This is a genomic window from Stappia stellulata, from assembly GCF_020176715.1.
GTDB lineage: Bacteria > Pseudomonadota > Alphaproteobacteria > Rhizobiales > Stappiaceae > Stappia.
In genome coordinates, this window is the sequence record NZ_JAIVMF010000016.1 from 1 (window position 1) to 15,386 (window position 15,386).

Genomic DNA, 15,386 nt, shown 5'->3' on the forward strand with positions numbered 1-15,386 from the left:
GACGACCAGGCGCCGCGGCGTGGCGGCGGCAAGCCGAAGGGCAAGCCGCGCCCTGCTGGCGAAGGCTCCGGCCGCCCGGCCGGCGGCAAGCCCGGCGGACCGCGCCCGGACAAGACGGGCGGGCGTGGCGGCCGTCCGGCCAAGGGCGGGACGATCGATCCGGATTCGCCCTTCGCCAAGCTCGCTGCGCTGAAGGCGGACCTGGAAAAGAAGCCGCGCTGAGGCCAGCGCGCGCTGGAACGGGATCGCGCCGGCGGTGGCGTCCTGCGGGAGGCTCTGCCGGTCCGGTCGGGAGGCTGGCGAATGGGTGAGGCGGACGCCGCGCTGCCCGTACAGCGGATCGACAAGTGGCTGTGGTATGCGCGGGTGGTCAAGTCGCGCAGCCTCGCCCAGAAGCTCGTTGCGGCCGGCCATGTCCGGGTCAACCGCGACAAGGTGACAGCGCCCTCCAAATCGGTGCGCGCCGGAGACGTGCTGACGGTCTCCGTCGCCCGGACCGTGCGTATCCTCAAGGTGCTGGCGCCGGGCGAGCGGCGCGGACCGGCACCGGAAGCGCAGTTGCTCTACGAGGACCTGACGCCTCCGCCGCCGCCGCGCGATGCCACGGTGGCCGATCCCGGTGCGCCGGCCCATCGTGATCCGGGAAGCGGCCGTCCGACGAAGCGGGAACGGCGGGAGACCGACCGCTTCCGCCACGGCGAGGGGTAGCCCGCCGCGGCTGGTGCGCTGGCTGTGTCCTCCGCCGTTTCGGCTTTGCGTCCGGGCGCGGTTGCGGGGCATCGCCGGACAGGCGCGCGGAAACGGCTGGAAAAATCTTCCAACGACGCTATGAAACTCAACATATTCCGAACTTGATGCGCGCTGGCAAACCCGGTAGGCAATCGGTAAAAGGTGCCTTGCCTCCGGCACGCAGGCGCGGTTCGCCGGAGGAGATGCGGGTGCTGCCGGTGACCGGGACGGGCACCGTCATGAGAGGATGCGATGACCTATATCGTCACGGACAACTGCATTAAGTGCAAATACACAGACTGCGTCGAGGTGTGCCCGGTAGACTGTTTCTACGAGGGCGACAACATGCTCGTCATCCATCCTGACGAATGCATCGACTGTGGCGTGTGCGAACCGGAATGCCCGGCCGACGCGATCAAGCCCGACACCGAACCCGGGCTGGAAAAATGGCTCGAGGTAAACACCGAATATGCCTCGAAATGGCCGAACATCACGGTCAAGAAGGACCCGCTGCCGGACGCCGAGGCATTCGACGGCCAGGACGGCAAGTTCGAAAAATTCTTTTCCCCTGAGCCGGGCGAAGGAGACTGAGCGCTTTCGAGCGCGGCCCGTCCTGACAGGCGCCCTGCTGCCCCCGCCGGCGGCGGGGTTTGTGTGCGTTGCATTTGGAAATCCACAGAAAATGTGGTATCGTCTTTCTCTAGTCGTCTGATCCTTGGATCTCCCCCCTCCCACGGAGGCTTTATGGTTGCAGCTTCCTCGCGACGTGCAGCGGGCCGAAGCTTGTTTCCATGACATTCACGAGTTGAGATCGTCGCAGGCAGGCTGAACACACCAGGACGGACACCGGCGGCTCGGATTTCCAGGCCGGAGGGCGTGCGTTTCTCCGAAAAAAGGTGGCGCGCGGGCGTCGACCAACGGCCTCTTGGCCGCAACTGCGCAGGAGTAATTAAGGCGTATGGCAACAACGGTGAAAAAAACCGCGCAGAGACAGGGTTTCAAGACAGGAGAGTTCATTGTGTATCCGGCCCATGGGGTCGGTCAGATCACGGCGATCGAAGAACAGAATGTCGCCGGATATGCGCTTGAGCTGCTGGTCATCAACTTCGAGCAGGACAAAATGACCTTGCGCGTTCCCGTCGCGAAGATCGCGAGCGTGGGCATGCGCAAACTCGCCGATGCGCCGGCGGTCAAAAAGGCCCTCGAGACCGTGCGCGGGCGTCCGCGCGTCAAGCGGACCATGTGGAGCCGTCGCGCGCAGGAATACGAAGCGAAGATCAACTCCGGCGATCTGATCTCGATCGCTGAGGTGGTTCGCGACCTGTTCCGTTCGGACAGCCAGCCCGAGCAGTCCTACTCGGAGCGCCAGCTCTATGAGGCGGCTCTTGATCGCATGTCGCGCGAGATCGCGGCGGTGAACAAGTGCTCCGACACGGAAGCGATCCGCCAGATCGAGCAGAATCTCGCCAAGTCCGCCAGCCGCAAGGCTGCCGCGGAAGCCGCGGCCGCCGCCGCGGAAGAGGATGGCGAAGGCGAGCAGACGGCCGCCGCCTGAGGCGCAAGCCGCGCGATCGTCCGTTCCCAAAAGATTGCAGGCCCGGCCATGTGCCGGGCCTTTTTTTGGGCCTGCGCCCGGCCAGTCCGATTGTGTCGTTGCAAATCCGTCCGCGAACGGTCGGCATTCCGCCTCAACCATCAGTAAATCTTATTGACTTTCCTGAAACTCGAATTGGTTCTGATCGACGGTGCGAGGCATGCTAAACTCCTTGAGGTTGCGGATGTGCGCGCACCGATGCGCCCGGCGACCAGCGTCCTGTTCGGAATTTGCGACGGCGGACTGAACCGATCCGGGTTTCCGCGCGTAGGACAGGGAAAGAATGCAACGGCGCGGAGGTATTGACCGTGAGCTACCTTTCCGGAAATCGTCGAGAGCTTGTCCGCGCGGCAATGAACGCGCCGTATCTTAGCCGCGAGGAAGAGCATCAACTTGCGCTCGACTGGCGTGACAATGATGATCAGGCGGCATTGGACCGTTTGAGTCTTTCCCACATGCGGCTCGTCATTGCCGTGGCGGCGAAATATCGCAACTTCGGCCTGTCGATGAGCGATCTCATCCAGGAGGGCCACATCGGTCTTCTGGAGGCCGCGTCGCGGTTCGAGCCGGAGCGCGAGGTGCGCTTCTCGACCTATGCGACCTGGTGGATCCGCGCGTCGATCCAGGACTACATCCTGCGCAACTGGTCAATTGTTCGCGGTGGCACCTCGTCGACGCAGAAGGCTCTGTTCTTCAACTTGCGCCGGCTGCGGGCGAAGCTCAGCAGCGGCACGACCCGCGTGACCGAGACGGAACTGGTCGGCAAGATCGCCGAGACCATGGGCGTCAAGGTCGCCGATGTCGCCACCATGAGCGCGCGGCTCTCGGGTCCCGACACCTCGCTCAATGCGCCTGTGATGGAATCCGACGGATCGAGCGCGGACCGGCAGGATTTTCTCGTTTCGGACGATCCGCTGCCGGAGGAAATGGTCGGCGGCGCCATCGATACCGAGCGCCGCACCCTCTGGCTGGAAAGCGCGCTCGGCGTTCTGTCGGAGCGCGAGCTGCGCATCGTGCGCGAGCGGCGGCTGTCGGAAGACGGCGCGACACTCGAGGCGCTCGGCCACAAGCTCGGCATTTCCAAGGAGCGTGTGCGCCAGATCGAAAGCCGCGCTCTGGAAAAGCTGCGCGAGGCGCTCTTGAAGGTGCAGCCCGACAAGCACGCCTATTGCGGCTGACCTGATCCTTTGGCCCGGCGACGACACGCCTTGCCGGGCCGGGTGCTTGAGAGTTGCTCCTCGCGGTCTTGTGCAGTACGACGGGACAAAAGGGTCTCCCGACCCGCACCGTTGTGCATAAGGACCTTCAATGAGCACACCCCGGGCCTTGATCACCGGCGTCACCGGCCAGGATGGCGCCTATCTGGCGCGTCTGCTGCTGGACAAGGGCTATGAAGTCCACGGCCTGAAGCGCCGGTCGTCCTCATTCAATACCGGCCGGATCGATCCGATCATTCACGACCGCCACGAAGAGGGCGGTCGCTTTTTCCTGCATTACGGCGACCTGACGGATTCCTCCTGCCTGATCCGGCTCGTGGCCGAAATCAAGCCGGACGAGATCTACAATCTCGCGGCCCAGAGCCACGTCATGGTCAGTTTCGAGACGCCGGAATATACGGCGAATGCCGATGCGACCGGCGTGCTGCGGCTGCTCGAGGCGCTGCGCATTCTCAAGATGGAAAAGACCTGCCGGTTCTATCAGGCCTCGACCTCGGAACTTTACGGCAAGGTGCAGGAAGTTCCCCAGAGCGAGACCACGCCGTTTTATCCGCGTTCGCCCTATGCCGCCGCCAAGCTCTATGGCTACTGGATCACCGTGAACTACCGCGAAGCCTACGGCATGCACGCGAGCAACGGCATCCTGTTCAATCACGAAAGCCCGCTGCGCGGCGAAACCTTCGTGACGCGCAAGATCACGCGGGCGGTCGCGGCCATCGAGCTCGGCTTACAGTCGACGCTGTATCTGGGCAACCTCGACGCCAAGCGCGACTGGGGGCATGCCCGCGACTATGCCGAGGGCATGTGGCGGATGCTGCAGCAGGACACGCCGGACGACTATGTGCTGGCGACCGGCGAGACCCGGTCCGTGCGCGAATTCGTCGAGCGGGCCTTCGCCCGCGTCGGGCGCGAGATCGTCTGGCAGGGCGAGGGCGTGGAGGAAACCGGCGTCGACCGCGCCAGCGGCGATCTGCTGGTCTCGGTCGATCCGGCCTATTTCCGGCCGACCGAGGTCGACCTGCTGCTGGGCGATCCGTCGAAGGCACGCGAGACGCTCGGCTGGCGGCACACCACCGGGTTCGAGCAACTCGTCGACGAGATGGTCGATGCCGACCGGGAACTGCTGCAGGTGGAGCGTCATGCCCGCCGCGCCTACGGACGGGAAGACTAGGACATGGCCCGGCGTATTTTCGTGGCGGGTCACCGGGGCATGGTCGGATCGGCGATCTGCCGCCGGCTGGCAGACGAGCCGGTAGAGGTGGTCACCCGCTCCCGCCAGGAGCTCGATCTAACCGACCAGGCGGCCGTGCATGGGTTCTTTCGCGAAACGCCCGTCGATGCGGTGATCCTGGCGGCGGCGCGGGTCGGCGGCATTCTCGCCAACTCTGAGCGCCCCGTCGATTTTCTCTACGACAACCTGCAGATCCAGAACAACGTCATCCACGCGGCGGCCGAAGCCGGCGTTCAGCGTCTCCTGTTCCTCGGGTCGTCCTGCATCTATCCCAAGCTCGCCGAACAGCCGATCCGCGAAGACGCGCTGATGACCGCGCCGCTGGAGCCGACCAACCAGTGGTATGCGGTGGCCAAGATCGCCGGCGTCTATCTGTGCCAGGCCTACCGTCAGCAGCACGGGCTGTCCTACATCTCGGCGATGCCGACCAATCTCTATGGCCCGAACGACAATTTCGACCTGAAGACCAGCCATGTGCTTCCGGCCCTGATCCGCAAGTTCGTCGAGGCGCGCGACGCCGGCCGTGACGAGGTGGAGCTTTGGGGCAGCGGCACGCCGCTGCGCGAGTTCATGCATGTCGACGATCTCGCCGATGCGCTGGCGTTCCTGCTTGATGCCTATGACGGCGCGGAGCCGATCAACGCGGGATCGGGGCAGGAGATCTCCATCGGCGATCTCGCGCGGCTGATCGCGCGCGAGACCGGTTACAGCGGGACGGTGCGCCTCGATCCGAGCAAGCCGGACGGCACGCCGCGCAAGCTGATGGATTCCTCGCGCCTGACGGCGCTGGGCTGGAGCCCGAAGATCTCGCTGGAGGAAGGCATTCGCTCCACGATCCGGTGGTTTGAGGACAATCGCCCGACCGACTGAGGCCGCCTCTCGCGGTTTCTCCCTTCACCCGGCGCGCCTTGCGCCCCAGCGGACAGACACGATGACCATCGAAAAGCTTCACCTTGGATGCGGGATCAAGCACATCCCCGGCTTCTATCATGTCGATGCGCTCGACTATCCGCATGTCGACCGGATCGGCCCGGTGGAAGACCTCTCCTTCATTCCCGACAACACCGTGAAGCTGATCTACGCGTGTCATGTACTGGAGCATTTCGGGCGCAAGGAATACAGGGACGTGCTCGCCGAATGGTGTCGCGTGCTTGCGCCGGGCGGCGTGCTGCGGCTGGCGGTGCCGGATTTCCAGGCGGCGGCGGAACTCTATCTCGCGCCCGACAACGGCGTTGCCCTGCCGCAGGTGCTCGGCCTTCTGGTCGGCGGACAGCGCGACCAATACGACTTCCACAAGATGGCCTTCGACGAGGAAACGCTCGGCGCGACCCTGCGCGAGGTCGGTTTCTCCGACGTGCGCCTTTGGGACTGGCGAACGACCGAGCACGCGGACATGGACGACTACTCCCAGGCCTATCTGCCGCATATGGACAAGGAAAACGGCCGCCTCGTCAGCCTCAACATCGAAGGCGTGAAGTAGGCGATCCGTATCATGTCGCCGCCCGGCGGCGGTGTGTAGAGGCCGCCCCCGGGGCCGCAAGGCTACGGCGCCGGATCGGGAAAGCGTGTCGGGATCGGCGGGTATGGCCTCGCCACGGGCGCGACGGGAACGTTTTTGTCGAAGTCCGCATCCGGGCGAAACATGTAGTCCCGGTCGGCCGACGCGCTGCTGGACGCGGTGGAGCGCCAGACCTGCAGCCGGGGACCGACGAAAACCGGTTCGAATCCTGCCGGCCCCTCGTCGCCGTCGGTCACGACATGCGAGATCGCAGGTCCCGCGGTTGCGAGCGTCAGGCCGTGATAGGGGAAATACACCGGCAGCGGCCGCGCGAGCGTGTAGTAGCCCCCCGACCGCAGCCAACCGAACTCCGGCGTCAGGCTCAGCACCGCCGTGGCATCGCGCTCGGTGCGGAGGAACCGCATGACCTCCGTTGCATCGATGCCCGTGTGCTTCATGCCGAACAGGCGCAGGTGGAACGGTAGATACACAAGCCCCGTGGCCACGATCCAGAACGGCATGAAACACGCGACCGCCATCGCCAGCGGCCGGAGATCCCTGATCCGGTCGAGCAGGCGCGCCGCGAGATGTGCAAAGCCGATGGCGCCGAAGGGCATCGCCCAGGTCAGGAAGCGGATCTCCTTGTGTGCCGGAATGTGGAAGAACGCGATGCCGACGGCGACCGAGATCCAGATCGGCCAGCCGTTGCGTCCCATCAGCGCAAGACCCACCAGCATGGCGATAAACACGCCGCCGGTCTCCTGCAGCGCCTTCCAGAGATAGAACCACAGCGGATGAACGCCGAACCGCTCGGACAGGCCGGCGACCATGTTGAGCCGGAAGTTTTCGACAAACGACCAGAACGGAACGCCCCAGGTGAAGAGGTCGACCAGCCCGACGACGGCGAGGACGACGAGGCCGCCGGCCGCGATCCACACGGCCTGCCAGCGCAGGGCGATCAGCGAAAACAGCATCAAGAAGCCGACCACCGGCAGCAACTGGTAGCGGATCGCCAGCGTCAGGGCGGCGAGCACGCCGATCAGCAGGAGCCGTCGGCGGGTCGGCGGCCGCAACACGAGGACGGCGACCCAGATTAGCGGCGCCGACGCCAGCATCGACGGCATCGGCGTTGCGGCGGCATGCAGGAAATAGATCCAGAAACAGCCGATCAGAAAGGCCCAGATCGCTTGCCGCTCGGGCAGAAGTACTTGCGCCAGGCGATAGATCCCGACCGGTATCGCCAGGCTGATCAGGCTGAATGCCAGTTCGACCAGGGGTTCATGCGGCACGCCGATCCAGTCGGCGAGGCGGATCACCCCGGCGATCCCGAGCGGCACGAACCAGGAGCGGATGCCGAAGGCCCATTCCCAGGTGACGAGACCATAGCCGTGCACGAGACGATAGGCCGGCTCGAGATACTGGAAGGTCTGGTCGGGATGAATGTAGTCGAAATTCGTCTGCGCCAGCAGAAACCGGAGGGCGAGGGCGCATGCCAGCACCGGCCAGAAAAAGCGCCAGGTCGTCTGCGGCGGAGGGAGCCGGAACAGTTGGTTCATCGCAAGCCTTTTCAGGGCGCGCCTGCAATCCGCCGGCGCCGGAAGGTCATTGTGTTGGTGTGGAAGGGCGCGCCCGGTCGTCCGTCGGGGCGCGCGCGGGATCTCGTTTCGTCCCTGCGCCGGCCGGCTGGCTAGCTGAATTGGCTGGTCAAGCGATGTCCTCGACTTCGGAAAACTCGGTTTGGCGGTCGCATGAGGCCCTGCCGCCGGGCGGTGGAACGCTAGCGGGCCTCTTTCCGGTCCGCAACCGCCCGGTGCCCAGGGGCGGAACCGGGATCGGGGCGGGGACTGGGACCGGGGTGGCGGGAGATGTGTCTTTCCGGAAGTTGACGCTGCTGCCAAAGCGGCAAGACCGGCAGGCCGGCTGACCCTTTCAGGAAGAAAGATATTTTGACTTGTGTCATTGTCTTGGTCGGGACGTTTTGAAAAGTTGCTTCCCCAAGTTTTGCTTACCTGCAGGGGTGAAGACATGCCTGTGCGCGCATTTTCTCTTGCCGCGGTTGCTGCAACGGTTGCCTTCGCTCCGCTTCCGGCCGCGGCCGTCCAGCCGGTCGACAGGTTGTCCGCCCATCTTCAAAGCGCCGCAGTCCCGGTGACCGTCAACAATTACGTGTTGGCGGAAACCGCCGGGCAGTTCGACCGCATCCTCAAGATGACCGGCGGAATCAACAAGCTGCAAAGCTTCCGGCAGCCGACGCCGCTGGACAAGCAGTCGGTCATCCGCATGAACCGGGATACGCTCTACAGCTTCGCGATCGTCGATATCAGCAAGGGCGCTAAGCTGACGATGCCGGACAATGACGGTCGCTACAATTCCGCGATGATCGTCAACGAGCAGGAATACATCAACACGGTGTTCTACGAGCCGGGCGAATACGACCTGACCAAGGACGAATTCGATACCGACTATGTGCTGGTCGCCTTCCGGACCCTGGTCGATTCCAGCGATCCGGCCGACATCGAGAAAGCGAACGCCCTGCAGGACCGCTTCCGCATCGAGGCGGCATCGGCGATCCCCTACACCCATCCCGACTACGACGAAAAATCCTACAACGAGCTGCGCGACCTGCTGCTGGGGGTGGCGAAGTTTCTGCCCGATTCGACCGGAGCTTTCGGCAGCAAGGAAACCACGCAACAGGTTCCCCACCTGCTGGGCGCGGCCTTCGGCTGGGGCGGGTTGCCCTCCGAGGATGCGTTCTACATGAACGTGAACCCCGACCTGCCGGTGGGCCGCTATCAGATCGACGTGCCCAGGGACGTCCCGGTCAAGGCGTTCTGGTCGGTCAGCGTCTACAACAAGGACGGGTTTTTCCAGAAGAACGACAAGGGCGTCTATAATATCAACAGCCAGGCCGGAACGGCCAATCCCGATGGCTCGATGACGGTCAATCTCGGCGGATGCGAGGATGCGACCCGCGTGAATTGCGTGCCGCTGACGGAAGGGTGGAACTATGTCGTGCGGCTGTATCGGCCGGACGCCTCCGTTGTCGACGGCAGCTGGAGCTTTCCGGCAGTGACGGCGTCGAAATAGGGGTATAAGCGGCAGCGGCCGCAGCGTCATGGTCGCGGTGGCGTGTTCAAAGGCCCTGGCGCCCCCATGAGGGCAGATGTTTACGGTCGCGTGATGCCCGGTTTCGGCCGCATCGGGCTCGCAGTTGGAGACAGGACATGGCGCGCACTGGACTGAAGCTGATTTTGGCGGCCGTGCTGCTGACCCTGGCGGCAGCACCGGCCAGCGCCGAGGACGGGCGGGAAGGCGACGCCTCTGGCGCGGGGCAGGGCATCGGTGCGTCCGGGTGGGAGTTCCAGGCAACGCTCTATCTCTGGGCCACGGCCTTGAACGGCTCCGTCGGCATTCGAAACCTGCCGACCACCAAGGTCGATGCGAGCTTTGCCGATATTCTTGAGGATCTGAACGGGGCCGCCATGGCGGCGATCCTGGCCAGGAACGGCGACTGGATGATCCTCGCGGATCTGGTCTATGCGGACCTCTCGGACAGCGCGACCTTGTCCGTTGCGAACTCGCCCCGTTTGAAGTTCGAACAGTCCCTTTTGATCGCATCCGCCGTCGCCGGGTATCGTCTGCCGATCAACAATCCGGATCTGAACCTGAGCGTAACGGCCGGTCTGAGGTATCAGCGGCTCGAGGCCACAACCTCGCTGACCTCCGGTGCCTTTCCGGTTAGCGTACAGTCCCACACGACAAAGCAATGGCTCGACCCGATTTTCGGGTTGGCTTTGCAGTATGACATCAACGACCGGTGGTTCCTCAACGGCCTTGCCGACATCGGCGGCTTCGGGGTCGGGTCCCAGCTTACCGCCCAGGGTTTCCTTGCCGCCGGCTACAGATGGAACGACAGGGTATCGACTGCGGTCGGGTATCGGGCGCTTTATACAGACTACCAATCCGGGAGCGGTGCGAGCCGTTTCGACTACGAGGCCACCATGCATGGGCCATTCATGAGCCTCGGTGTTCGCTTCTGACCCTTCGGGTCGTCTGTGTCCGACCGCAGGGTTCGAATGCCCGGGGGGCGAAAAGGCGGATTTCGTCTTGCTTTTCTCAAAACGGAAACGCCTCATTTCGATGTTGATTTCAGATTATTGTGATTTCTGACATGGGGTATTGCCTGTTTTACTGGGAGAGGGGCGTCCGTATAACTACAAATTTTTTTGTATTATTTTTGGATAGATTTGATAGCTGCGCATATCGGATTTGTTTGCTTGCTCCTGTCTGCCATCTGCGGTTCCGGTTGCTTTGCCGGCTGGCGGGGGTCTTGATTGTCATTCAGTTCTTGTGATCCTGGAGGTGGTCTCATGGCTGCAACGTTTGCGAGCGTCCTCACCGCGACGAGTATTGTCGTGTCCGTTGTTGCTGTTGCGTCTGCGGCACTCGCTCAGGATGGCAGGACCAGCGAGAGCGTGGGCATTTCCAACACGCTGGATCCCGGCAAGGCCGAGCGGGGATTCCGGCAAACGTCGGGGTACTTGCCCTATGCCGGGCGGAGTTTCCCCACGCGCCCCTTCTTCGGCGACACACACCTTCACACCTCCTACTCGATGGATGCGGGCGCATTTGGGGCGCGCCTCGATCCTCGTGCCGCCTACCGCTTTGCCCGGGGGGAGGAGGTGACGTCCTCAAGCGGTCAGCCTGTAAAGCTCTCGCGTCCGCTCGATTTTCTGGTCGTTGCCGATCACTCGGACAACATGGGTTTCTTCCCCGATCTCTTCGCCGGCAAGCCCAACATCTTGGCAGATCCGACGGGCAAGAAATGGTATGAGATGATCAAGAATGGGAAGGGCAATGAAGCGGCGATGGAAATAATTGTCGCTTTCTCCCATAATACGTTTCCCAAGGATATCTTTTACGGTTCGGATGCTCGCCCCTATAAAAATGCATGGCATGAAACAATAGCGGCGGCGGAGGAATAGAATAACCCGGGCGTATTCACGGCCTTCATCGGTTACGAATGGACGTCGAATACCAACGGCAACAACCTTCATCGGAACGTGATATTCCGGGACGATGCTGACAAGGCAAGCCTCGTCGTTCCCTTCACGGTCTATCCGCCGGGAAGCGACAATCCGGTCCTTCTTTGGGAATGGATGGAGGCATACGAGCAGAAAACCGGCGGCAGCGTGCTGGCGATCCCCCACAACGGCAACCTCAGCAACGGCATCATGTTTCCGGTGGAAGAGGCGTTTGGGAAGAAAATCGACCAAGCCTATCTGCAGACGCGTGCCAAATGGGAGCGTCTCTATGAAACCACCCAAACCAAGGGGACGGGTGAGGCTCATCCGTTCTTGTCGCCGAATGACGAATTCGCCGCCTACGAGATTTGGGACAAGGGCAACCTCGACGGGTCGGTGGCGAAGACCAACGACATGCTTGAATACGAGTATACGCGCTCGGCTCTCAAGAACGGCCTGAAGCTCGGCAAGGAAATGGGCGTGAATCCTTATAAATTCGGGCTTGTGGGAAGCAGTGACTCGCACACCGGTCTGGTTGCCATGGAGGAAGACAATTTCTTTGGCAAGACCGTGCCGCAGGAACCCAGTGCAGAGCGGATGAAAGCGACCTTCGTCTCCAATCCCGAGACCGGGGTCACGATCATGGATTGGGAAGTGGGGGCCTCCGGATATGCGGCCGTATGGGCTGAGGAAAACACGCGCGCATCGATCTGGGATGCCATGCAGCGTCGGGAAACCTATGCCACGACCGGTCCGCGCATGCTGGTTCGGTTTTTCGGTGCCTTCGAGTTCGAAGCCGAGGATGCGGTAAATCGCCTTCCGGCGGCGGTCGGATATGCCAAGGGTGTGCCAATGGGCGGCGATTTGGGCCCTGCGCCCGAGGGGAAGGCCCCGACCTTCCTTGTCGCGGCTTTGAAGGACCCGATCGGGGCGAACCTCGATCGCTATCAGATCGTCAAGGGCTGGTTGGATGCCGACGGCAATCTTCAGGAAAAGGTCTATGACGTGGCCTGGTCCGGAGACCGGCAGCCGGGTCCGGACGGGACGTTGCCCTCCGTTGGCGACACCGTCGACGTCGCAAACGCGACCTGGACCAACTCGATCGGATCGTCGGAATTGATTGAAGTCTGGGAGGATCCCGATTTCGATCCCGCCGAACCCGCCTTCTACTACGGCAGGGTCATCGAAATTCCGACGCCTCGCTGGACCGCATATGACGCCAAATACTACGGGACGCAGCCTTTGGACGGCACGCGGATGAAGCTGCAGGAGCGCGCCTATACCTCGCCGATCTGGTACAACCCGCCGCAGCAGTAGATGCAGTCGGGAGGGTCATTTGGGAAATCTCCGGAGGAAGAAAATGGCCAGGTCAAATCGGCTCGTGATCTACAGCCTTTCGATACTGATCCTCGGCATTGCCGGCAACCTGGGCGTGGAGCCGCGCAAGGGGGAGGGCGCGGCCGGCCTTGAGCTCACGCTCGGGCCTTCGGCCGCGCATGCCGCACCTCGCAACGTCGCGCGACGGACGGCGCGTCGAACCACCCGCCGTGTCGTGCGGCGAACCTCTGTCGCCGGATGCTCGCTTTATCGCGCCTATTACAATTGCGGTGGGGTTTACTATGCCCCCGTCGTTGAAGGCGGTGTCACCGTCTATGTGGTCGTCAATCCGTGATCCTATCGGGGAGCGCCGAGATGCTTGCTTGTCTGACGGGTCTGTTCCGGTTCGTTGCCTTGGGCGGAACACTCTTGATCGGGGCCTCCGCGGGGGCCGCTGCCCAAGGTATTCTGGAAGATTGCGCGACGGATATTGCAGCCTTTTGTGCGGAGGTCGAGCCCGGTCATGGCCGTGTGATTTCTTGTCTCTATGCGAATGAGGACAAGCTTTCCGAGGCATGTTACGCGGCGAACAGCGATGTTCACGATGCGATGGACTTTATGTTCGCAACGGTTCGCACTGCGCTCGCGACCTGCGCCGCAGACATTGAAAACACCTGTGCCGGAACCGAGTTCGGTCACGGGCGTATTCTCACCTGCCTCAAGGAAAACCGGAGCGAAATATCGCCGCAGTGTGAGCAGGTGGTGAACGGCTTTTCCTTCGGGCTGGAGCCGAATTAGGGGTTTTGCGTCTTTGCGCCTTTCGCGCTGGCCTGCACCGGCGCGCCCAGAAGGCGCTTTCGATTGAGTGATGCCTGCGATGGATTTTTTTCGCCGTGTTTTCAAGGAACCGGTTGTCCAGTTCTTGTGCGTCGGCGGGGTGTTGTTCGGCGCCTATGTTTTCTTCGCCGAGCCGGAAGAGACACCCCGGGAGACAATCCTCATCTCCCAGGCTCGGGTTCAGAGCCTGGCGGACTTTTTCCAAACGCTTCGCAATCGTGCGCCGACCGCCGAAGAGATGGACGGGTTGATCGACGATTATGTCGCCGAGGAGGTCCTTTACCGCGAGGCCATCAAGCTGGGGCTGGACAAGGACGACCTCGTCGTGCGCCGGCGCATGAGGCAAAAACTCGAGCTCATGCTGGTCGACATGACACGTGGTGTTCAGTCCGACGAAGAGAGGCTGAAAGACTTTTTCGACGCCAATCGAGACAACTATGTATCTCCCGAGCGGATGTCGTTCAGACATGTCTATCTGGGGCAAAAACCCGAAGCCTCGGACGCGCAGGATTGGGGGGATCTTCTCCGCCGCCTGAATGAGGATCGCGGTGCCGACTGGACAACTCTGGGAGCGTCAAGCTTGCTTCCGGCGCAGATCGAGCGTGAGACGGCAGCGCGAATAAATGGAACCTTCGGGGAGGGATTTGCCTCTCAGCTTTTGGAGAGCCGTCCGGGCGAATGGGTCGGACCGGTCATGTCCTCCTTCGGTGCGCATGCGGTTGTCGTAGATGCGCGTCAGTCGGGCCAGGTCCCAAGGTTCGACGATGTCCGGGATCAAGTCTTGCGCGATTTCAAGGCCGCAGAGCTTGAAACCATTCAAAACGAAGTCGTCGAGCGCCTGAAGAAAGACTACACGATTTCAATTGAACGGCCATCAAGATGACTTTTAGGATCATTTCGATGGCGGCGCTATTTTTATCGCTGTTTTTTGTGCGCCCCTTGGACGCTCATGAAATTCGTCCAGGTCTTTTGACGTTGGCGGAACGCTCTGACGGGTATTTTGAGTATCTTTGGCGTGTTCCGGTGCGATCCGGGGCGCCTCTTGCCATCGAGCCGGTCTTCCCCAGCAGGTGTACCGTTTCGCATTTGATGCCGCTCTCCGTGTCCGGGCTCTATGCGGAGCAAAGCGGTCGTCTGAGATGTTCAGATGGACTCAAGAATGCACCTATTCGCATCATTGGGCTCGAGACCCTCAGGACGGACGTCCTCCTGAGGGTGGATTATCGAGATGCCGGGAGCGAAACGGCGCGGGCCACGCCTGACAATCCGGAGGTTGCATTGCGTGGGCCTCAGGGATTTCTTGACGTTGCCGGCACATATCTGGTGCTCGGCGTCGAGCATATTCTTCTGGGGATAGATCATCTGCTGTTCGTCCTGGCGCTTCTGCTGCTGGTTGACGGCCGGCGACGGCTTGTCGAGACCGTAACGGCCTTCACTCTTGCTCATTCGATCACGTTGACGGGGGCAACTCTCGGGCTCATTTCGGCGCCGCCGCGCCTGGTCGAGGTGTTGATTGCGCTGTCGATCGTGTTTGTCGCGGGCGAGGTCATACATCGCCTGCGTGGCCAGAACACATTGACGGTCCGAAAACCCTGGCTGATCGCCTTTCTGTTCGGCCTTCTTCACGGGTTCGGTTTCGCCGGGGCGTTGCGCGAGATCGGGATCCCTGAAAATGCCGTTCCGTCCGCGCTCCTGTTTTTCAACATCGGCGTCGAGTTGGGACAGTTGCTCTTCATCGGCTTCATCATCATTGCGATAAACGCCATTTCGCGCATCTATCGGCCGCAGACCTCTCATGCGCGCTTCGTCACAGCCTGGAGCATTGGCATTGTGGCGGCGTTCTGGGCGCTTGAGCGGATGGTCGCGATCTGGCCGCTGCCGTTCGTTTAGGTGTTTGATCCCAGGGTTTGATGGTGCGACCCGTTCTATGGAATGGAAG

General features: G+C 62.2%; 15 protein-coding genes and 1 pseudogene. 15 read left to right on the top strand and 1 reads right to left on the bottom strand.

Annotated elements, in window-relative coordinates; genetic code table 11:
* The 8 genes from LC092_RS16505 to LC092_RS16540 all read left to right on the top strand — a co-directional run.
* Positions 1–222, top strand: a 222-nt coding sequence (locus LC092_RS16505; RefSeq protein WP_224808347.1) for a hypothetical protein, incomplete at its 5' end; no start/stop codon positions are given.
* A gap of 81 nt (positions 223–303) precedes the next feature.
* Positions 304–708, top strand: coding sequence for an RNA-binding S4 domain-containing protein (locus LC092_RS16510; protein WP_224808349.1), 405 nt, complete (start codon positions 304–306; stop codon positions 706–708).
* Positions 709–981: 273 nt separating this feature from the next.
* Positions 982–1,320 carry a ferredoxin FdxA gene (gene fdxA / locus LC092_RS16515; protein WP_224808351.1) on the top strand — a complete coding sequence of 113 codons (339 nt, stop codon included), beginning with the start codon at positions 982–984 and terminating at the stop codon, positions 1,318–1,320.
* Positions 1,321–1,687: 367 nt separating this feature from the next.
* Positions 1,688–2,284 carry a CarD family transcriptional regulator gene (locus LC092_RS16520; protein WP_224808352.1) on the top strand — a complete coding sequence of 199 codons (597 nt, stop codon included), beginning with the start codon at positions 1,688–1,690 and terminating at the stop codon, positions 2,282–2,284.
* A 341-nt stretch (positions 2,285–2,625) separates the two neighbouring features.
* The gene (locus tag LC092_RS16525) at positions 2,626–3,501 is read left to right on the top strand and encodes an RNA polymerase factor sigma-32 (RefSeq protein WP_224808353.1); all 876 of its coding nucleotides are present in this window, start codon (positions 2,626–2,628) and stop codon (positions 3,499–3,501) included.
* 130 nt (positions 3,502–3,631) lie between these two features.
* Positions 3,632–4,711 (top strand): GDP-mannose 4,6-dehydratase, encoded by a 1,080-nt coding sequence (gene gmd, locus LC092_RS16530; RefSeq protein WP_224808354.1) that lies wholly within the window; start codon positions 3,632–3,634, stop codon positions 4,709–4,711.
* Positions 4,712–4,714: 3 nt separating this feature from the next.
* Positions 4,715–5,641 carry a GDP-L-fucose synthase family protein gene (locus LC092_RS16535; protein WP_224808355.1) on the top strand — a complete coding sequence of 309 codons (927 nt, stop codon included), beginning with the start codon at positions 4,715–4,717 and terminating at the stop codon, positions 5,639–5,641.
* A gap of 61 nt (positions 5,642–5,702) precedes the next feature.
* Positions 5,703–6,251: a class I SAM-dependent methyltransferase gene (locus tag LC092_RS16540; protein ID WP_224808356.1), complete on the top strand. Its 549-nt coding sequence runs from the start codon at positions 5,703–5,705 to the stop codon at positions 6,249–6,251.
* A 62-nt stretch (positions 6,252–6,313) separates the two neighbouring features.
* Here the strand turns inward: LC092_RS16540 and LC092_RS16545 are convergent, their stop codons facing one another.
* The gene (locus tag LC092_RS16545) at positions 6,314–7,825 is read right to left on the bottom strand and encodes a hypothetical protein (RefSeq protein ID WP_224808357.1); all 1,512 of its coding nucleotides are present in this window, start codon (positions 7,823–7,825) and stop codon (positions 6,314–6,316) included.
* A gap of 469 nt (positions 7,826–8,294) precedes the next feature.
* Between LC092_RS16545 and LC092_RS16550 the strand changes: the two genes are divergently transcribed.
* The 7 genes and pseudogenes from LC092_RS16550 to LC092_RS16580 all read left to right on the top strand — a co-directional run bounded on the left by LC092_RS16550 (position 8,295) and on the right by LC092_RS16580 (position 15,337).
* Positions 8,295–9,356 carry a DUF1214 domain-containing protein gene (locus tag LC092_RS16550; RefSeq protein WP_224808358.1) on the top strand — a complete coding sequence of 354 codons (1,062 nt, stop codon included), beginning with the start codon at positions 8,295–8,297 and terminating at the stop codon, positions 9,354–9,356.
* A 137-nt stretch (positions 9,357–9,493) separates the two neighbouring features.
* Positions 9,494–10,309, top strand: coding sequence for a hypothetical protein (locus tag LC092_RS16555; RefSeq protein ID WP_224808359.1), 816 nt, complete (start codon positions 9,494–9,496; stop codon positions 10,307–10,309).
* A 330-nt stretch (positions 10,310–10,639) separates the two neighbouring features.
* Positions 10,640–12,610 (top strand): annotated as a pseudogene (locus tag LC092_RS16560) (DUF3604 domain-containing protein).
* A gap of 43 nt (positions 12,611–12,653) precedes the next feature.
* Positions 12,654–12,965, top strand: a complete 312-nt coding sequence (locus tag LC092_RS16565; protein ID WP_224808360.1) for a hypothetical protein — start codon at positions 12,654–12,656, stop codon at positions 12,963–12,965.
* 20 nt (positions 12,966–12,985) lie between these two features.
* Positions 12,986–13,408 (top strand): cysteine rich repeat-containing protein, encoded by a 423-nt coding sequence (locus tag LC092_RS16570; RefSeq protein ID WP_224808362.1) that lies wholly within the window; start codon positions 12,986–12,988, stop codon positions 13,406–13,408.
* A 70-nt stretch (positions 13,409–13,478) separates the two neighbouring features.
* Positions 13,479–14,330 carry a peptidyl-prolyl cis-trans isomerase gene (locus LC092_RS16575; RefSeq protein WP_224808364.1) on the top strand — a complete coding sequence of 284 codons (852 nt, stop codon included), beginning with the start codon at positions 13,479–13,481 and terminating at the stop codon, positions 14,328–14,330.
* Between the two features lie 17 nt (positions 14,331–14,347).
* Entirely contained in the window at positions 14,348–15,337 is a 990-nt protein-coding gene (locus LC092_RS16580) for a HupE/UreJ family protein (RefSeq protein WP_224808366.1), read from the top strand.
* The last annotated feature ends 49 nt before the right edge of the window (positions 15,338–15,386 follow it).